Below are 18340 nucleotides of genomic sequence, written 5' to 3'. Positions count from 1 at the left end.
GTAAGCCTGACCCTGAGCCACTGAGCGGACGAAAACGCCCTCATACTGTACTACAAACAACGCTCGAAGTCGGCTGGCAGCTCGTTTTTCGTTCGCCCTCATAAAATCTGTCAGGCCGTCAGGGGTGGGGATACAGGCCGCACATCTTCTCCGCCTGCCACAGGCTGCCGAGTAGGCTTCCTGCGTGCAAAGCCATTCAGACCTCACCACGTAGAGCAGGTTGACCCCATGGCGCAGACCCATGAGGCGACTCTGGCTGATCGTTCCGCTGGCGGGTTCGCTGATCGCCTGCCAGAACGGGTCTTTGAGGGACTATGACGCACAGGCCATGCCCGGCCTCGCCTCGCCGTTCACCGCCAACTGCACCGCCCTTCGTGTCGTGGCGGGCGACCTTGACGAGACGCTCGCCCAGTCGGATGTACGAAGGGTGTTCGGCGGCACCCCGAACCCAGGGCCACGGACCGTCACCGCCTCCTGTCTCGCCATGAGCGACGGAACGCTCGTGGAGACGGGGCGCTCACAGATCAACGTGAACGCGAGGACGCACTTCGTCTATATCGGCTCCGGCGAGGGCAGCACCGCCGCCGCCGACTTTGCCAGAGGCGCGACGGTGAGCGGCGTGTTCCCCATCATCCGGGCCGAGTAGCCGCACAAGGAGAGGGCGGAGACTCGCGCCCGAGCCTCCGCCGTTCCTCTCCCGAGAGCCTGTTACGCCAGAATCTGCGGCGGTGCCGCCTTGCCGCGCTCGAACTGAATGCCGTCCTGCCCCAGCACGACGCGCAGTTCCTCGCCCACGCTGCCGATGAGTTCGAGCGCCAGCGGGTCCTCGATCTCCTCGCGGACCAGGGTACGAAGCTGGCGGCTGGACCCGACCGCGTGCTTGGGACTGCGGGCCTTGAGCTTGCTCACGAGCCACGCGGCGATGGCCGGGTCGAAGGTGACGGTCAGCTCGCGGCTGGCGAGTTCCTCGCGCATCTCGCCCATGAGCTGCTGGGCCACCCGCACGAGTTCGTCCTCCCCGAGCGGGCGGAAGCGGATCACGTCGTCGAGACGGTCGAGGAATTCGGGCGTGAAGATGTGCCGCAGCGGCGCGTTGTTGTCGGGCGTGACGGGCGAGAAGCCCACCGTCGGGTTCACGTTGAAGCCCGTGTTGCTCGTCATGATGATGATCGTGCGCCGGAAATCCACCGTACGCCCCAGTCCGTCGGTGAGGCGGCCATCGTCGAGCACCTGAAGGAAGGTGTTGTAGATGTCGGGGTGCGCCTTTTCGATCTCGTCGAGGAGGATCACGCTGAAGGGCTGGCGGCGCACGGCCTCGGTCAGCCGCCCGCCCTGCTCGTAGCCCACGTAGCCGGGAGGCGACCCGATCAGCTTGGAGATGGAGTGCGACTCCTGAAACTCGCTCATGTCCACCCGGATCAGCGACCGCTCGGAGCCGAAGAGGGTGCGCGAGAGCGCGCGGGCGAGGTGCGTCTTGCCCACACCGCTGGGACCGACGAAGAGGAAGCTCGCCGCCACGCGGGTGCGCCCGCCCAGCCCGACACGGGCACGGCGCAGGGCGCTGGAGAGGGCCTTGACCGCCTCCGGCTGGCCGTACACCTGGTCGGTGAGCTGGTCTTCGAGGTCACTGAGCTGCGCCGCCGACTCCTCGGAGTAGATGCCGCCCATTGAGTTGATGACGCTCTCGATATCCTCGCGGGCCACCATCGGCTCGCCGTCCTCGTTCTCGGTGATGGGCAGGCCCACGCTCATGTTCAGCCGCACGCGGCTCGCCGCCTCGTCGATGAGGTCGATGGCCTTGTCGGGGAAGTTGCGCCCCGGCAGACTGCGCTCGCCGATGCGGACGGCAAGTTCGAGCGCCGCGTCCGGAATCTGGACCCCGTGGTGCTCCTCGTAGCGGGGACGCAGGCCGCGCAGGATTTGCAGCGTTTCGGCGGGGCTGGGTTCCAGCACGATCACCGGCTGGAAACGGCGTTCCAGGGCGGCGTCCTTCTCGATGTAGCGGTGGTACTCGCCCGTGGTGGTCGCGCCGATGACCTGAATCTCGCCGCGCGACAGGGCGGGCTTGAGGATGTTCGCCGCGTCCAGCGTCCCCTCCGCGCCGCCCGCGCCGACGAGGGTGTGCAGCTCGTCGATGAAGGCCATGACCTTCGCGTTCCGCAGCTCCTCGATGATCTGGCGCAGCCGCTCCTCGAACTCGCCCCGGTACTTCGTGCCCGCGACGACGCCCGAGAGGTCGAGGCTCACCAGCCGCACGTCGTGCAGGTTGGGCGGCGTGCGCTTCTCGAAGATGGCGAGCGCGAGGCCCTCCACGATGGCGGTCTTGCCCACGCCGGGGTCGCCGATCAGGACGGGGTTGTTCTTCGTCCGGCGGGTGAGAATCTGGGTGACGCGGCGGATTTCCTCGCTTCGCCCGATCACCGGGTCGAGCTTGCCCTCGCGGGCCTGCTTCGTGAGGTCGCGCCCGTACTCGTCGAGGAAGGGGGTGGCGACGGGCTTGGCGGGCTTGCCGCCGGGCGTGCCGTCCCCCTGCGCCAGCACGCGCCAGCGGATCGTGTCCACGTCCTTCGTGAGTTCCTGAAGGATGCGGAAGGCCACCCCGTCGCCCTCGCGGATGATGCCGAGGAGGATGTGCTCGGTGGACGTGACCTGCGCGCCGAGCGAGCGGGCCTCGGCGCTCGCCAGTTCCATCACGCGGCGGGCGCGGGGGGTGATGGAGGGCGCGTCGTTCAGGCGGCTGCCCTCGCCCCGCCCGATGATCTCCTCGACGCGGCGGCGCAGGCCGTCCAGGGAGGCACCGAACTCGCCGAGAATGGTCGCGGCGGTGCCGCCCTCGCGCATCAGGCCGAGCAGGAGGTGTTCGGGGCCGACCATCGCGTGCCCGAGGCGGTTGCCCTCCTCACGGGCGTAGTGGAACACGAGGCGGGCGCGGTCGTCGTATCGGTTCATAGGCTCCCCCTGTGTCGGGCGGGCCGCACGGCGCGCAGACGCACGGCGCGGGTTGGAGTCGGGGCATGGTCGGGCACTGCGTCTAGTTTAAGGGCGGATGGCGATGAGGCGGGCATTCAAGCTCACCTTCTCCCCCACTGGGTGGCCCGAACGCAGGCTAGCGCGTGTTCCGCCACCTGTCTTTCCCCCGGTTCAGACTTCACGGTGCCTCCTTCCCCGTTCCGGGAAGTCACGTTGACACGCCGCGCCGACGCTGTTCTGACCGTGGATGGAGCGTGGACCCGGCTCACTTCCCGGCCTCCGCCCGCGCGCTCAGGGCCGCCAGCGCCGCCTCCAGCGTGATGTCGCGGCCCTCGGCGGTGAGGACGGCCACGTTGGTGGGGGCCGCCACGTCGGGGGTAATGGCGGCGGGGAGGGCTTCGTCCGCATCGTTGTAGGCGCGCAGCACGGTGACGGCCAGCACTCCGCCGTCGGGCATGGGCTGGAAGACCACGCCGCTGTTGCCCACGCCGCGCGTCCCCTCACCGACGACGACCGCGCCCCCCTGCCGGGCATAGTGGGTAAAGACCTCCGCGCAGGACGCCGTGTTCGGCCCCACGAGGACGGCGAGCGGGCCGCGCCACAGGCCCCAGTCGGGCCGGGACATGCGCGCGAGGAAGGGCAGCACCTCCTCGCCGCGCAGGCCCGCGTAGGTGTAGGAGCCGCCCTGCCAGCGGGTCTTGTACAGCACGGGGGAGAAGATGCTCGCGGCGGCCACGCACTCGCCGAGCGCCCCGCCGCCGTTGTAGCGCACGTCCACGACGAGGGCGCTGGCCCCCTGCCGCTGCGCCTCGGCCACCTGCGCGAGGAAGAGTTCGGAGGAATCGAGCGCGAGGAAGGTCGGGTACTGGATCACGGCGGTCCTGCCGTCCGGCCCGGCCCACGCGAGGGTGGGCACGTCGCGCGCCTGGAGGTTCTCGGTGCCCAGCGCGAGATCGCGGTCGGGGGTGCCCGCGCGCCGGACGGTGACGTTCAGGGGTGCCCCGGCCCGTTCCAGCCGCACGAACTCGGTGGGGCCGAACGGGAGGTTGTTGCCCGCCGCGTCCTTCCCGGCGGCCTCGCCGTTCACGCGGGTCAGGAGGTCGAATCTTCGCACGTCCGATTTCTCGGCGGGGCTGCCCGGCATGACGGAGGTGACGAGCAGCCCGCCCGCCACCCGCGCCACGCGCACGCCCGTGCGGCTGACGGCGCGGTTGAACGTCACCTCGGCGATGCGCTCGGCCCCCTCCGCGTCGCGGATGTTGGTGTGGTCGTCACCGAGTTCCTTGAAGAGGTCGCCCAGCACGGCGTGGCCCGTCGCGTAGTCGCAGGCGTCGCCCTGGGGCGCGCACCGCTCGGCGAGGACGGCGGCGTACTTCTGCCCCAGGGCGGCGCGGTCCACGGTGGACCAGCCGAAATAGCGCCGCTGCACGGCCCCGGTGGCGGCGTTGAAGAGGTCGGTGGCCGGACTCGCTGACGCCAAGCTCAGGAGCGCGAGGACGCAGGCGGTGAGAGCGCGGCGGCGTGGAATCACACGCCCAGGCTAGCGTGAGGGTGGGTTGAGTAACCGTGGCGCAGGGAGGGGGTGTGGGGGTTGTTCACGGGACCGCGCGCCACCCGCCGATGTCTGGGGGTGGGCGGTGGGGTCCCCGCTTCGCCGTCCAGCCTGACAACGACGCGGAGGTTGGTGAACGCTCCACAAGTTCACGTCTCGACCGCGACGGGGCAGGCAGCGACGACTCCCCTTCTGTACGCCTGATGTGTTCTGGAAAATAGGCGTACCGGGCGCGTTTTTTCTCCCTCTCCCCTTGCGGGAGAGGGCCGGCGAGAGGGGCGGCGAGGCTCGCTCGCCCTTCTGCCAGACGACAAAAACGCTTTTTTACCCAATCCGCGATTCACAGCGGGCATTTCTATGGTCGGCCCTAACGTCCCGCGTTGAGGGTAACGTCCACTGCCCCGTCCGCGAAGGGCGAGACCCGCACGGCGCGGGCCACCTCGACGAGCAGGGCGTTCCAGCCGCGCTTGAGAGCGGCCTCGTAGCCCCGGTTGGCTTTCACCGTCACGTCGGCGCTCACCCACACGACGAAGAGGTTGCCCCTCGCGGTGGTCGCCGTCGCCTCATTCAGCGTCTCGCCCTCGTCGCGCCCGCCGCTGCGGTTCACGTCGCGGTAGGTGAAGAACTTGAGTTCAGCGGCCTGGGCGGGGGCCGAGACGCTCACCGGATCGAGCACGCCGGGCCACGCGACGTTCTGGGCATTGAGGGCCGTCTGGGCGCGGGCGGGCGGCGCGGCGTCGGGGACGCCGAGGCGGAAGCGGCCATCCGTCACCGCCACGCTGGCGAGTTCCTGCACGGGCTGGCCGGAGGCGCTGACCGCCCACGCCCCCACCCGCGTGTCCGGCGAGACGCTGCCCGCCACCCGCCCCGTCACCGTGAGGGCGCCCGCCGACGAGGCGAGGAGGGCCGCCGCGAGGGGAAGGAGAGCCGACAGGCGCGCGTTCATGCCCCCAGTCTACGCGCGGGCCTGACGGACGTGTGACCGGGGATGACGATTCGTTGGGGGTGGAGGGGGGACAAAGAGGAAGGGGCCGAAAGCACCCGGCTCCGGCCCCTCCCCCCTGCTCGGGTGTTATGCGGTGACGTTCAGCGCCCGCTTCACGAGGTCCACGATCTCGGGCATCGTGTCGGCCACGGGCACGTTCGCGGCGGCGAAGGCGGCGAGCTTGCTCTCGGGGGTGCCCACGTCGCCCATGATGATGGCGCCCGCGTGGCCCATGCGCTTGCCCTTCGGGGCCGAGCGGCCCGAGATAAAGGCGACGACGGGCTTGTTCATGCTCTGCGCGATGTACTCGGCGGCGGCTTCCTCGTCGGCCCCGCCGATCTCGCCGATCACCACGATGGCGTCGGTCTCGGGGTCGGCCTCGAACATGGGGAGCACGTCCGCGAAGGTCGTGCCGATCACCGGGTCGCCGCCGATGCCCACGGTGGTCGAGGTGCCCAGGCCCGCGTCGCCGAGGAGCTTGGCGGCCTCGTAGGTCAGGGTGCCCGAGCGGGAGATCAGGCCGACCCTCCCCTTCTGCTGGTAGATGCGGTTGGGCATGATGCCGACCTTGCACTCGCCGCTCGTGACGAGGCCGGGGCAGTTGCCGCCGATGAGGCGGATGCCCTCGCCCCCCTGTTCGCGGCTGATGGCGTCGAGGGCCTTGACCTCCTGCACCGCGCGCATCATGTCCACGGTGGGCACGCCCTCGGTGATCAGGACGATCAGGGGGATGCCCGCGTGGGCGGCCTCCAGCACGGCGTCGGCGGCCCCGGCGGGCGGCACGAAGATGATGGAGACGTTGGCCTCGTGGGCGGCCCGCGCCTCGGCCACCGAGTTGTACACGGGCCAGCCCTCGAAGTCCTGGCCGCCCTTACCGGGGGTGACGCCCGCGACGACCGCCGTGCCGAACTCGCGCATGGCGCGGGCGTGGTTGGCCCCCTCGCGCCCGGTGATGCCCTGGACGATGACGCGGCTGCTGCTGTTGACGAGGATGCCCATTAAAAAACCTCCACGTTTCTTCCTGAGAAACGGCGAGCGAAGCGAGTAGGAGCGGAGACATTCACGCGCAAGCCTGAAAGAACACAGGGGCACGTGTTCTGGAAGGCTCGAGTGTGAACATTACTTGTTCGCCTCCTGGGAAGCCGCTTCCGCCGCCTGGAACATGTCAGGGTACATCTGGATCAGGGGGCTGTTGACCTCGGCCAGGAGGGCTTTGGCCTCCTCCTCCGCCGTGCCCGCGATCCGCATCCGCACGGGCTTGGTGAGGATGCCGTCCTGCAACGCCTGGATGACCCCTTTTGCCACCTCGTCCGCGCGGGTGATGCCGCCGAAGATGTTGATGAAGATGGCCTGCACGTCCCGGTCCTTCGAGACGAGCTTCACCGCGTTGTACACGATGTCGGCCTTCGCCCCGCCGCCGATGTCGAGGAAGTTGGCGGGCTTGGCCCCGGCGCGGTTCACCACGTCGAGCGAGGTCATCACGATGCCCGCCCCGTTGCCGAGGACGCCCACGTTGCCGTCGAGCTTCACGTAGGCGAAGCCGTACTTGCTGGCCTCGATCTCCAGCGGATGCTCGGCCTCCAGCTCGCGCCAGTCGGAGAGGTCCTTGTGGCGGTACATCGCGTTGTCGTCGATCTCGAACTTCGTGTCGAGCGCCACAGGCGTCCCGCTCTCGTCCACGAAGAGGGGGTTGATCTCGACGAGCACGGCGTCCATCTTCAGGGCGGCCTCGCTCATCTTCACCATCATGTCGGCGATCTTGTTCAGGTTGCCCTTGAAGCCCGCCTTGATCGCCACCTCGCGCGCCTCGTAGGGGCGCAGGCCGGTGACGGGATCGACGCGGTGCTTGATGATCTTTTCCGGGGTGGCGGCGGCGACCTCCTCAATCTCCATGCCGCCCTCAGCGGAGGCCATCAGCGTGTAGCTCTGCACGTTGCGGTCCACGATCATGCCGACGTAGTACTCGGTGCCCGCGTCGATGTCCACGGCCTTCGTGACGAGGACCTTCTTGACGGTGAGGCCCTTGATGTCCATGCCGAGGATGTTCTGGCCGTTCTCAAAGGCCTTGTCGAGGTTCGGGCTGAACTTCACGCCGCCCGCCTTGCCGCGCCCGCCGACGTGGACCTGCGCCTTGACGACGACCGGCTGCCCGTACTCGCGGGCGATGTCGCGCACCTCGTCGGGCGTGTACGCCACCTTACCGTCCTGCACGTTGACGCCGAAGCGGCGCAGCAGCTCCTTGCCCTGATACTCGTGAAGCTTCACGGTCTTCCTCCTGTGGGTGGCTCTGGGTCAGGCCGACTTACGCTCTTACTTTTGTCCCGATGAAGGAGTATAAGCCGCCCCGCCGGGTCGCCGGGCTATTGTCCCCGTGGGGGGAACAGCAGGGAAGACACTCCCGTTGGTCGCCCGTCCTCACAGCGTGCAGCAGATCGGGGACGAAGGCACCCGATGTCCCCACCACGAGGGCGACCAGACTCAATAACAGCCATCCAGCCCAACGCTGTTGCCGTGGTCGGCTCCGAATCAGCGACAGCCCAATGGGAGTGAGGGCCACGGCGATCAACAAGACGGCGAACGTGAGAGCCACGGGCCGAATATCTCCACAGCGCCTCTCTTCCTGACCCTCCTCCATACGCCACTCTGTGTTAGCGTGCCCGCCGATGAGCCGACTGGACGACGTGAGGGCGGCGATGGGCCGCGCGGGTGTGGACGCCCTGTGGGTGAGTGCTCCGGCGAATGTGCGCGCCCTGACCGGGTTTTCGAGCGGGGCGGACGGCAAGGTGCTCGTGCTGGCGGGCGAGGCGACCCTCTACACGGATGCGCGGTACACGGTGCAGGCGCGGGAGGAGTCGAGTGTGCCCCAGCACATCGCCCGCCCGCCGGAGACCTACGAACACGCCGCCGAACGGGTGAGGGGCCTGCGGGTGGGCTTCGAGGCCGAGCATCTGACGGTCGCCGGGCTGGAGGACCTGCGTGCCCACTGGGACGCGGCGCTCGTGCCGACGCGCGGGCTGGTGGAGGCGCTGCGGCGGGTCAAGACGGCCCAGGAGGTGGCGGCCATCCGGGAGGCGCAGGCGCTCGCGGACCGGGTGTTCGGGGAGGTCAGGCCCCTGATCCGGGCCGGGGTGCGGGAGATCGACGTGGCGCTCGCCCTCGAACTGGGGTTGCGGCGGGCGGGGGCGGAGGTCGGCTTCGACGTGATCGTGGCGAGCGGGCCGCGCGGGGCGATGCCGCACGGGGTCGCGTCGGAGCGGGTGATTGAGGACGGCGACCTCGTGACGGTGGACTTTGGGGCGCGTCTGCGCGGCTACCACTCCGACATGACGCGGACGGTGGCGGTGGGGACGCCCTCGGAGGAGATGCGCCGCGTCTACAACGCCGTGCTGGAGGCGGAGGAGGCTGCTGTCGCCGCCGTGCGTCCCGGCGTCACGGGCGGGGAGCTGGACGCGCTGGCACGCGGCATTCTGGAGCGGCACGGGCTGGGCGAGGCGTTCGCGCACTCGCTCGGGCACGGGGTCGGCCTGAACGTTCACGAGGGGCCGGGTCTCCGCAAGGGCAGCGAGGACGTGCTGGAACCGGGCATGGTCGTCACCATCGAGCCGGGCGCGTACCTGCCGGGCGTGGGCGGGGTGCGGATCGAGGACCTCGTGCTGGTGACGGAAGGCGGCCACGAGGTGCTGAGCCGGACGCCGAAGGAGAATGTGTAGGGCGCTGGCCGGAAACTCCGGGCGACGGGCAGGACGGCAGGCCCACGCCCGAAGCTCCGGAACATCCGGTTTCCCCGGCGACGGGACACTGGCAACTGGCATCCCGCTCACCAACTGTTCTCCGCCCGGCCCCCAGCCCGAAGCGGGGTGTTAGAATCTGCCCCGAGTTTCACCCCCCAGAGGAGGATTGGTTTCAATGACGATGGAAACGGCGCTTCTGACGCTGGACACGCTCGCCAAGTACCTGCGCGAGAAGGAAGTCCAGCTCGATATCGAGGAAAACAACGGTCAGCGTTTTATCCGCATGGGCTGGCGCTTCGAGATGGGCGACGCGGCGGTCCTCGTGTCCGTGAACGACGGTCCGAACAACACCAGCCGCCTGGAAGTCACCTGCGTGACGCAGAAGCAGTACCCCGAGCGCCGCGCCGAGATCGTGAACATCCTCAACGACCGCAACCGCGAGCGCGCCTTTTCCCGTTCCATCGACGCCGACGGCAACGTCTGGCTGGAGTACGTGGGCTTCTACCCCACCCTCGCCGAGATGCCCCAAGAAACGTTTGACACGCTGTTCGGCGGCGTGCTGATGCATTTCCAGGACGACTACGCGTCGCTGGAGGGCTTCGTGCCCGGCCCGCAGCTCCAGCAGCCGCAGGCGTAAAAAGCAGGAATCAGGGATGAGGAGGGGGCGGGGGAAACTCGCCCTCTTTCTTCCGCTTCTATTTGTGATTATTTTCTTTTAACGAGGGGTAGTGGTTTGTCGGACAAGCATATGAGGCGGCTAATCCCCGGAGGGGAGCACAGTAAGATCAACCTGTGTCAAAAAGGGTTCAGAACAGCCCGAGACTGCTGTCACTGCGTACCTGAATGAGTTGTACGCCGGGGAGGGGGAAGACAGCACACTTCCCCCCGTCGTCGCAGAACTCGGCTTCGAGGTTCTACGCGGCCAGGGGGCGTCCTTCAATGACGCGCTCAGCGGGTCGGAGATGCAGTTCTCCCCTTCCTCAAGGACGGATCGCAACCGGTAGCTCAGGCGAAGGCGGAGTGCAGATGGCATTCAGCCTTCGCCGAGAAAAGTCGTCGTGCCTCAAAGTTCTCCGCATCTGACCGCGTCCTCTTTCGTCGCATCGCTGGACGCGGGAGCTTACGAACGGCGGGCGAGCAGCTCCTCCAGCCGGTCCACGTACCCCGCCAGCGTGCGGAAGGTCGCCTCCACGGGTTCGGGCGAGAGCATGTCTACGCCCGCCTCGCGCAGAGCGTCGATGGGGTCGAGGCTGCCGCCGGAGCGGAGGAAGGCGAGGTAACGCTCGCGGGCGGCGTCAGGGTCTTCCCCGAATTGCACGAGGAGCTGGTGGGCCGCGCTGATGCCGGTCGCGTACTGGTAGGCGTAGAAGTTGGCGTAGAGGTGGGTGGAGAACTGCGCCCAGAGGATGCCGGACCGGTCGCGGTCCATCGTCACGCCGTCGCCGTAACCCTGCGAGAGCAGGTCAGCGGTCAGGGTGATGAGGTCGGGGGCGCTCAGGGTCCCGCCCGCCTCGATGCGGCGGTAGCACTCCAGCTCGAAGCCGGCCAGCGTCGGCATGATGAAGAAGTAGCGGTGAAAGTTGCCGAGCGCCTCCTCGATCAGGGCCACCTCGAACTCGGTGTCGCCGGACGCGCGGGCCTCTTCCATCAGGTGCTGGCGGACCATCGCCTGATTGAAGTTCGACGCGACCTCGGCGTGGAAGAGGGTGTAACGGGGCACGGGGTAGGGATGCTCGCGCTGGGAGAGCAGCGAGTGCATGGAGTGGCCGATCTCGTGGGCGAGGGTGGAGTAGCTGCTCAGCGTGCCGTTCCACGTCATGAAGATGTAGGGCTTGACGCGCCCGGCCCCGGCGGAGTACGCGCCCTGCCGTTTGCCGTCGTTGGCGGCGTAGTCCACCCAGCGCCCCTCGGTCAGGCCCGCCACCATGTCGCGCACATAATCTGCGCCGAGGGGGGCCATGCCCTGCTCAATCCACTCCACCGCCTGCGCGTAGCTCACCTCGCGCGGGGGAACGAGGGCCGCCTTCACGTCGTACTCGCGGAGTTCGGGGAGATCAAGCCAGCGTTTGCGGACATTCCAGGAGCGGTGCCACGTCGGCGTGTGGGCGCGGTAGGTGTCGAGGAGGGTGGTGACGACCTCCACCGGGATGCGGTCGGGGGCGAGGGTCGCCGTGATGGCGTCGGGGTAGCGGCGGGCGCGGGCCAGGAAGACGTTCTGGCGGACGTTCGTGGCGTACATCGCCGCCTGACTGTGGCGGACGGCGAGGTGGGCGTCGGCGTAGTTCTCCCAGGCCTGACGGCGCACCTCGCGGTCAGGGGCGGAGGTGAGGCGGTCCACGTTGCCCTGCGTCACCGTCTCGCCCCCCCCCTTCTCAGATTGCACGGTGCCGAAGCGCAGGTCCATGTTGGCGAGGGCGGGGTGGATGCCGCGCGTGGAAGCGAAGGGGGCCTGGACAGCGCCGAGAAGTTCTTCGACCTCGGCGGAGCGGACGTGCTCGCGGGTGCGCCACAGCCGCTCTAACCGGAGGCGGTGGTCCCCCAGGTCGGGGCGGGTGAGCCACTCCCGCACCGTCGCCTCGTCCAGCGCGAGGAGTTCGGGGCGGGCGAAGGCGGTCACGCTGGCGAAGCGGGCGGCGACGCCGTTGGCCCGGTCGCGGCGGGCGGCGGCCTCCGCGTCGCGTCCGTCCACCGAGGCGCCCATCGAGGCGTAGGAGAGCAGCCGGGTGAGGCGCAGTTCCACGTCGTCGGCCTCGCGGAGGTAGGCGGTCAGCGCCTCGGGGCCGCTGCCGAGCCGCCCGGCGTGGGAGGCGAGGGCGTCGATGGCGGCGGGCAGGGCCTGTGCCTCGGCCTCCCAGGTGTCGGGGGTGGCGAACAGGGCCTCGATGTCCCAGGTCTGCTCGCGCGGCACGTCGGCGCGGCTGGGGAGGGTTGGGGTGGTCACGACCGGAAGGCTAGCACCGGTCTGGGGGAGATTGGGCGGCGGGGTCGCCACGTCGCCACGTCGCCCCCTCTGCTTCGCCGCTTTGCAAGTTACCCCGGTTCTCTCCCACGAACGTCTGATGTGAATTGCGAACTGAGGAGTTGAGACGTTCACGCCCTCTCGCAAGAGGACGAGCGTTGCTCGTCACCCCTCTCCCCGGCCCTCTCCCGCAAGGGGAGAGGGAGAAAAAACGCATCCGGCACGCCTAATTTCTATTTCACACCAAAAGTCACGAGGAGAGAGGGAGGAAAACATCTTGTTCTCAGGCGGCCTGACTCTCTAACTCTCTTGCCCCATCACCCGCCTCTGCCTCAAACATTCGTACAGGACGAGGGCGGCGGCGGTCGCCACGTTCAGGCTGTCGGCGGTGCCGTGCATGGGCACGCGCACGGGGAGGTCGGACACGCGCCACGCGGCGGGCAGACCCTCGTGTTCCGCGCCGAGGATGAGGGCGACCCGGCCCGTGAGGGGCGCGTCCCAGTAGACCTGGGGGGCGTCGGGCGTGCAGGCGACGCGGGTAAAGCCGCGCCCCGCGAGCCACGCCAGCGCCTCCTCCTCTCCCAGCGGGACGACGGGCAGGCTGAAGACGCTGCCCTGGGACGCGCGGATGACGTTCGGGCCGTAGGGGTCGGCCCCGCGCCCGAGGACGATCACGCCCGCCGCGCCCGCCGCGTCCGCCGTCCGCAGGATCGCGCCGACGTTGCCGGGCTTCTCCAGCCCGTGGAGCACGACGAGCACGGCGTCCCCGGTCGGCTCGGGCAGGGTGGGGCTGGGGGCGGGCGCGACCGCGAGGAGACCGTCGGGATTCTCGCGCCCGCTGACCTTCTCGAACGCCTCGCGGGAGAGGTGGAGACGGGGGCCGGGCAGGGTGGGGGCCACCTCACGCGCCTCGGGGCTGTGGAGGGCCGGGCAGGTGTAGAGGGTCCCCGGCAGGATGCCCGCCGTCACCGCGCGGGAGAGTTCGCGGGCACCCTCGATCAGGATGACGCCCTCGCGGTCGCGGTCGCGGCGGGTCTTCAGGCGGACGAGCCGCTTGACGTGGGGGTTTTGCAGGGAGGTGATGGCGTCGGGGGCGGTCATCGGGGCCTCAGTATGAACGGGGGTCGAACCGTCTGACGATCTAAAGGTCGAACGGCTTGGTTGTGCAGCCGCTCCAACGTTCTCGGCGCGACTCGACTGGGCTGTTTGCCGAGGCCGGGTGGAGGGTGGCAGGCCCCGCTATCCTCCTCCCCATGCCTCTCCCCTTTCCCGCGTTCAAGCCCTGTCCGTGCGGGTCGGGGCGGAGTTACGGCGTGTGCTGCGGCCCCCTGCACGCTGGGGAGCGGGAGGCGGCGACGCCCGAAGAGCTGATGCGCTCGCGGTACGCGGCCTATGCCCTGCGCGACACCGGGTACGTGCGGCGGACGTGGCACCCGGAGACCTGCCCGCCGGACCTCGATCTGGGGGACGACGACGCGCGCTACACGGGCCTGACCGTCCACCGGGCCAAGGGGGACGAGGTGACGTTCACGGCGACCCTGCGGGTGGGCGGGCGCACCCACCGTCTGCGGGAACGGAGTATCTTCGTACGGCTGGATGGACGCTGGGTGTACGTGTCGGGGGTGACGCCGGGGGAGTGAGGGAACGGGTCGGGGCACCCAACGAGCGTGGGCGGTGGGAACCTTTCCCCTCACAGCCTCCCGATGCCCGGCAGCAGCGTCACCACGAGGGCCGCCGTACCCACGCTGGCGAGGGTGCTCAGCGCGACGGCACTCGCCACCGTGTCGGCGTCCGCGTCGTACTCGCGGGCGAGGAGGAAGGCGTTGACGGCGGTGGGCATGGCCGAGGCCAGCACGAGGCCCTGAAGGTTCAGCCCGCGCAGGCCGAGCACCAGCCCTATGCCGAGCGCGAGGGCGGGCATGGCGAGGACCCGCAGCAGGACGGCGGTGAGGACGGGCCGCGTCAGGGCGATGCGCGCCGATTGCCCGAGCTGGATGCCGAGCGAGAGCAGCACCATCGGGAGCGCCGCCTGCCCGAGGAGGTCGATGCCCCGCCGCAGACCGAGCGGCACGGGCACGTCCAGCGCCCGGACGAGCAGCGCGGCGGCGATGCACCACACGACGGGCAGGCGGGCGACGGCGAGGAGGCCCGCCCGCGCCCCGCCCGCCGAGCCGTACAGCAGCGGCCCGAGGGTGAAGGTCAACACGACCGAGCACAGGAAGATCACGACCGCCTGATCCAGCCCCGCCTGCCCCAGCGCGAACAGGGCGATGGGCAGCCCGAAGTTGCCGTTGTTGCCGATGGCGACGCTCGCCATGACCGCCCGGCGGGTGCGGCTGGGGGCGCGGCGGGCGGCGAGGAAGGCGACGAGCACGCCCGCCCCGGCGAGGACGAAATACGCCACCGCGAGCCGCAAGCCCGCCTGCACCGTCACCGTCGTGCCCAGCAGACTGCTCAGCGCCAGCGCGGGCGTCAGGGCGTTGAGGCTGACCTTGCCGAGCGTGTCCTGGCTGAGCGTGAAGCGTCGGGCGAGGAGCGCCCCCACCCCCGCGACGAGGACGACGGGCAGGACGACGTTGAGGAGGGCAGCGAACACGGGGGGCAGGATACGGGGGTCGGGGGAGGCTGACCGCCCAGCGGTCTAACGGCGTGGTTGTGAAGTTGCTCTGATGTTTCTGACGGGCCGAGCGGCCAATCGTTTTCTCCTCCCCCTTGCGGGGGAGGTCGGGTGGGGGGTGGCAAGCGGCGCTTGCCCAACACACTCTCTGGACTCGGTTCAGTTTTCGGCGCGGAAGAACCTCCTGGCCTTAGCCTGGGACGCGATGACCAGAACAGCCGCATTTCTCGGCCTGGGCGCGATGGGTGGGCCGATGGCCGCGCACGTCGTTCAGCGGATGCAAAATCAGGGTGGGCGGGCCGTGGTATGGAACCGCACGCGGGCGAGGGCGGACGCACACGCCGCGCGCTTCGGGGGTGAGGCGGTGGACCTCACCGAAGCTGCTCGGGCCGACGTGATCTTCACCTGCCTCCCCACGAGCGCGGAGGTGGACGAGGTGTTGGAGGCCGCGTGGGACGGATTGAGGGCGGGCACCGTCTGGGTGGACTGCACGAGCGGGCACCCGGAGGCGGCGCGGAGACAGGCGGAGAGGCTGGCGGAGCGGGGCGTGGCCTTTCTCGACGCGCCCGTGAGCGGCGGCACGGTGGGGGCGGGGGCAGGAACGTTGACGGTGATGGTCGGAGGTGAGGTGGGGGCGCTGGAGCAGGTGCGCGGCGATCTCGCCTTCGCGGGGAGGGTGGTGCGGGTCGGCGACGTGGGCGCGGGCTTCGCGGTGAAGGCGATCAACAACGTGCTGCTGGCGGCGAACCTGTGGACGGCGGGCGAGGGGCTGGCCGCGCTCGCCCGGCTGGGGGTGGACCTCGGCGCGGCGCTGGAGGTCATCAACGCGAGCAGCGGGCGCAGCAACGCCACCGAGAACCTGATCCCCCGGCGGGTGCTGACGCGCGAGTTCCCGGCGACCTTCGGGCTGGGCCTCCTCGCCAAAGATGCGGGCATCGCCGCCGACGTGGTGCGGGACGTGCGGGGCAGCGCGCCCATGCTGATGCAGACCGAGGCCCTCATCCGCGCCGCCGCCACCCTCATCGGGCCGGACGCGGACCACACCGCCGCCCTGCAACTCGTGGAACAGATGAATGGAACGGTGATTCGATGACACCCCTATTTGCCGTGGCGACCGACGGCGGGCTGGACGCCTTCGCGGGCCTGCTCAACGCCGTGCCCGTCGCGCCCTTCAGCCTGAACTTCGGCTCGAAGACGTACCGGATGGACGAGATCACGCGCGAGGAGCTGTACCGCGAGCTTCAGGGCAATCCCGTCCACCCCACGAGCAGCCAGCCCACCCCGCAGGACTGGGCGACGGCGTACGCGGCGGCGGGCGGAGGCGCAGGCCTCCCCGTCCTCGCCCTCACGATCAGCGCGGCACTGTCGGGGAGCCGGAACGCGGCGGAGCAGGCGCGAACGGTGGCACCGGACCTTCCCGTCACCATCCACGACACGCGCACGATCAGCGCGGCGCAGGCGTTTCAGGTTCACGCGGCGGCAAGTGCGGCCCAGAGGGGCGAGACGCTGGACACGGCGCTGGACTGGGTGCGGCGCACGCACGAGGAGACGGAGCTGTACTTCACCATCGAGACGCTGGAGTACCTGCGCCGAGGCGGGCGCATCGGGCGGGTGCAGGCCACGCTGGGCGGGCTGCTCAACCTCAAGCCCGTCATCACGGTGGACCGTCAGACCGCCGCCTACACGAACGTGGGCCGCGCCCGCTCCTACAAAGGGGCCACCCTGGCCCTCGCCGCGCAGGTCACGGCCCGCTACGGCGAGGGCACACCCCTGCGCCTCGGCCTGCTCTACGGCAGCGTGCGGGAGGATGCCGACGCGCTGCTGGAGGCGATCAAGGAGCGTCACCCCATCGTCTGGTCGGGCTTCGCGGGCGTGAACCCGGTCCTCAACGTCCACACCGGGCCGAGGGCGTTGGGGGTGGCGGCGGCACCGGGGAAGTGGGCGTGGGAGAGGAGTTAGGTGTTAGGGATAAAGGATGAGGAATGAGGACTAACCCCTAACGCCTCACTCCTAATCCCTAAACGGCAGTGTCCCCGGCAACCCCCCCTCCTCCCCCAGCCACGCTTGAAGCGCCGCGCGGGCCTCCGGGCGGAAGCCGTAGGTGAGGGCGGCGGGGGCATCCACGTCGAGCACGGCGTAGGGGTTGTAGAGGGCGAGGTGGAGGTCGGGCCGCACCCCCCTCAGCGCGGGCTGGCGGTGGCGGGTCGTCGTGGCGAGGATCACCGGAAGGCCGGGGGCGCGCACGGCCTCCCAATCGAGGTCCGCCGGGTCGTCGTAGGCGAGGAGGTCCACGCTGTAGACGGCCCCGAGGTCGCGGGCGAGGGCTTCGGCGTCCACGCTCGCCTCGCTGACGTTCTCTCGCGTCACCTTCCGCTGGGCGACGAGGCGAACACGGCTGCCGGGCGGTGGGGCGACCGGGGCACGGTACGGAGTGAGACCGCGCGCCCAGGCGTCGGCGAGGAGGGGCGCGTCGGCCTGCGGGTCGAGCGTCGTCTCCGCGTCGGCGGGGTGGGCGGCGGCGAGGGTGTGCAACCTCTCCAGGCTGGCCTCCACCTCGCGGCGGTCGAGGCTGCCCGCCAGCGCCTCCCGCATGGCGGCGAGCGTCGTCTCCTGCGCCTCGCGGCGGCCCAGCGCCATCACGAGGTCGGCCCCGGCACCCAGGGCGAGGACCGCCGCCTCCCCGCGCCCGTAGTTCGCGTCGATGGCCTGCATCCCCATGCTGTCGGTGACGGTGACGCCCGCATAGCCCCACTCCCGGCGCAGGAGGTCGGTGAGGACGGCGCGCGACAGGGTGGCCGGGTGCTCGGGGTCGAGCGCGTCGTAGACGATGTGGGCGGTCATCACGGCGGGCGCGGCGGCGAGGCAGGCGCGGAAGGGGACGAACTCCACCGCGTCGAGTTCCTCGCGGGACTTCGAGACCCGTGGCAGGGCCTTGTGGCTGTCGAGGTGCGTATCGCCGTGGCCGGGGAAATGCTTGACGCAGCCCGCGACCCGCTCCCGCGCGTGCCCGCGCAGGGCCGCCGCGCCGTGCCGGGCGACGAGCAGGGGGTCCGCGCCGTAGGCCCGCTCCCCGATGACGGGGTTGGCCGGGTTCACGTTCACGTCGAGCACGGGCGCGAAGTTCCAGTTCACGCCCACCGAGCGCAGTTGCCGGGCCAGGGCCGCGTTCACGTCCTCGGTGAGCCTCACGTCGTCCGCCGCGCCGAGGCTCATCGCGGAAGGGGCGAAGGGCCAGAAGGTCGGCCTCAGAATCGCGCCCCCCTCGTGGTCGAGGGCGATCAGGGCATCCTCGCCGAGCAGGTCGCGCAGGTCGGCGCAGAGCTGGCGCAGTTGCGCGGCGTCCCGTACATTCTTGCCGAACAGACACACGCTGCGGACGCCGTGCCGCCGCAGGTGGGCCACCGTGTCCTTGTCGAGGGTCGGGCCGGGAATGTCCACCATCGCCAGCGCGCCGGGGGGGAGAGAAGTCACGGGGTCCAGCGTAAAGGCTGGAGGGTCCAACCGTCGAAGGTCGAACCGTCTCACC

The 18340-nt window shown here is 69.9% G+C and carries 15 protein-coding genes; 6 read left to right on the top strand and 9 right to left on the bottom strand.

What is annotated here, in order from left to right; translation table 11 throughout:
* Window positions 1-241: 241 nt before the first annotated feature.
* A complete protein-coding gene (locus tag V3W47_RS14595; RefSeq protein WP_331825956.1) occupies window positions 242-646 on the top strand; it encodes a hypothetical protein in 405 nt (134 codons plus the stop codon).
* Between the two features lie 62 nt (window positions 647-708).
* Here V3W47_RS14595 and V3W47_RS14590 read toward each other — a convergent pair whose 3' ends face one another.
* The 5 genes from V3W47_RS14590 to sucC form a co-directional block, all read right to left on the bottom strand.
* Window positions 709-2949 carry an ATP-dependent Clp protease ATP-binding subunit gene (locus V3W47_RS14590; RefSeq protein WP_331825955.1) on the bottom strand — a complete coding sequence of 747 codons (2241 nt, stop codon included), beginning with the start codon at window positions 2947-2949 and terminating at the stop codon, window positions 709-711.
* A gap of 286 nt (window positions 2950-3235) precedes the next feature.
* A complete protein-coding gene (locus V3W47_RS14585) occupies window positions 3236-4501 on the bottom strand; it encodes a S41 family peptidase (protein WP_331825954.1) in 1266 nt (421 codons plus the stop codon).
* A 388-nt stretch (window positions 4502-4889) separates the two neighbouring features.
* Window positions 4890-5468 (bottom strand): hypothetical protein, encoded by a 579-nt coding sequence (locus V3W47_RS14580; RefSeq protein WP_331825953.1) that lies wholly within the window; start codon window positions 5466-5468, stop codon window positions 4890-4892.
* 126 nt (window positions 5469-5594) lie between these two features.
* Window positions 5595-6506 (bottom strand): succinate--CoA ligase subunit alpha, encoded by a 912-nt coding sequence (sucD, locus tag V3W47_RS14575; protein ID WP_331825952.1) that lies wholly within the window; start codon window positions 6504-6506, stop codon window positions 5595-5597.
* Between the two features lie 120 nt (window positions 6507-6626).
* Window positions 6627-7772: an ADP-forming succinate--CoA ligase subunit beta gene (gene sucC, locus V3W47_RS14570; RefSeq protein ID WP_331825951.1), complete on the bottom strand. Its 1146-nt coding sequence runs from the start codon at window positions 7770-7772 to the stop codon at window positions 6627-6629.
* Between the two features lie 398 nt (window positions 7773-8170).
* On the opposite strand from sucC, the gene V3W47_RS14565 reads away from it, so the two are divergent.
* Window positions 8171-9217: a M24 family metallopeptidase gene (locus V3W47_RS14565; RefSeq protein ID WP_331825950.1), complete on the top strand. Its 1047-nt coding sequence runs from the start codon at window positions 8171-8173 to the stop codon at window positions 9215-9217.
* 196 nt (window positions 9218-9413) lie between these two features.
* Complete coding sequence (locus V3W47_RS14560) at window positions 9414-9875, top strand: YbjN domain-containing protein (RefSeq protein ID WP_331825949.1); 462 nt, start codon at window positions 9414-9416, stop codon at window positions 9873-9875.
* A gap of 483 nt (window positions 9876-10358) precedes the next feature.
* Here the strand turns inward: V3W47_RS14560 and pepF are convergent, their stop codons facing one another.
* Both pepF and V3W47_RS14550 read right to left on the bottom strand, forming a co-directional pair.
* On the bottom strand, window positions 10359-12179 hold the full coding sequence (gene pepF / locus V3W47_RS14555; RefSeq protein ID WP_331825948.1) for an oligoendopeptidase F: 1821 nt from the start codon (window positions 12177-12179) through the stop codon (window positions 10359-10361).
* A gap of 318 nt (window positions 12180-12497) precedes the next feature.
* Window positions 12498-13298: a TrmH family RNA methyltransferase gene (locus tag V3W47_RS14550; protein WP_331825947.1), complete on the bottom strand. Its 801-nt coding sequence runs from the start codon at window positions 13296-13298 to the stop codon at window positions 12498-12500.
* 152 nt (window positions 13299-13450) lie between these two features.
* On the opposite strand from V3W47_RS14550, the gene V3W47_RS14545 reads away from it, so the two are divergent.
* A complete protein-coding gene (locus V3W47_RS14545; protein WP_331825946.1) occupies window positions 13451-13837 on the top strand; it encodes a YchJ family protein in 387 nt (128 codons plus the stop codon).
* Window positions 13838-13887: 50 nt separating this feature from the next.
* On the opposite strand, the gene V3W47_RS14540 is transcribed toward V3W47_RS14545, so the two are convergent.
* Complete coding sequence (locus tag V3W47_RS14540) at window positions 13888-14793, bottom strand: AEC family transporter (protein WP_331825945.1); 906 nt, start codon at window positions 14791-14793, stop codon at window positions 13888-13890.
* Window positions 14794-15019: 226 nt separating this feature from the next.
* Between V3W47_RS14540 and V3W47_RS14535 the strand changes: the two genes are divergently transcribed.
* Together V3W47_RS14535 and V3W47_RS14530 are read left to right on the top strand one after the other, a co-directional pair.
* Window positions 15020-15907 carry an NAD(P)-dependent oxidoreductase gene (locus tag V3W47_RS14535; RefSeq protein WP_331825944.1) on the top strand — a complete coding sequence of 296 codons (888 nt, stop codon included), beginning with the start codon at window positions 15020-15022 and terminating at the stop codon, window positions 15905-15907.
* Window positions 15904-16773: a DegV family protein gene (locus V3W47_RS14530; RefSeq protein WP_331825943.1), complete on the top strand. Its 870-nt coding sequence runs from the start codon at window positions 15904-15906 to the stop codon at window positions 16771-16773. The genes V3W47_RS14535 and V3W47_RS14530 overlap by 4 nt, the downstream gene beginning before the upstream one ends.
* 51 nt (window positions 16774-16824) lie before the next feature.
* On the opposite strand, the gene V3W47_RS14525 is transcribed toward V3W47_RS14530, so the two are convergent.
* Window positions 16825-18285, bottom strand: coding sequence for a glycoside hydrolase family 3 protein (locus V3W47_RS14525; protein WP_331825942.1), 1461 nt, complete (start codon window positions 18283-18285; stop codon window positions 16825-16827).
* Window positions 18286-18340: the final 55 nt, after the last annotated feature.

Origin of the sequence: Deinococcus sp. YIM 134068 (assembly GCF_036543075.1) — a bacterium.
GTDB classification, from domain to species: Bacteria; Deinococcota; Deinococci; order Deinococcales; family Deinococcaceae; genus Deinococcus; species Deinococcus lichenicola.
This window is presented reverse-complemented; position numbering and strand designations above follow the sequence as displayed.

Bases quoted from the DNA above. Each gene is read 5' to 3' on its own strand.
- V3W47_RS14595 (WP_331825956.1), top strand. From the start codon at position 242: ATGAGGCGACTCTGGCTGATCGTTCCGCTGGCGGGTTCGCTGATCGCC.
- V3W47_RS14590 (WP_331825955.1), bottom strand. From the start codon at position 2,949: ATGAACCGATACGACGACCGCGCCCGCCTCGTGTTCCACTACGCCCGT.
- V3W47_RS14580 (WP_331825953.1), bottom strand. From the start codon at position 5,468: ATGAACGCGCGCCTGTCGGCTCTCCTTCCCCTCGCGGCGGCCCTCCTC.
- sucD (WP_331825952.1), bottom strand. From the start codon at position 6,506: ATGGGCATCCTCGTCAACAGCAGCAGCCGCGTCATCGTCCAGGGCATC.
- V3W47_RS14565 (WP_331825950.1), top strand. From the start codon at position 8,171: ATGAGCCGACTGGACGACGTGAGGGCGGCGATGGGCCGCGCGGGTGTG.
- V3W47_RS14560 (WP_331825949.1), top strand. From the start codon at position 9,414: ATGACGATGGAAACGGCGCTTCTGACGCTGGACACGCTCGCCAAGTAC.
- V3W47_RS14550 (WP_331825947.1), bottom strand. From the start codon at position 13,298: ATGACCGCCCCCGACGCCATCACCTCCCTGCAAAACCCCCACGTCAAG.
- V3W47_RS14545 (WP_331825946.1), top strand. From the start codon at position 13,451: ATGCCTCTCCCCTTTCCCGCGTTCAAGCCCTGTCCGTGCGGGTCGGGG.
- V3W47_RS14535 (WP_331825944.1), top strand. From the start codon at position 15,020: ATGACCAGAACAGCCGCATTTCTCGGCCTGGGCGCGATGGGTGGGCCG.
- V3W47_RS14530 (WP_331825943.1), top strand. From the start codon at position 15,904: ATGACACCCCTATTTGCCGTGGCGACCGACGGCGGGCTGGACGCCTTC.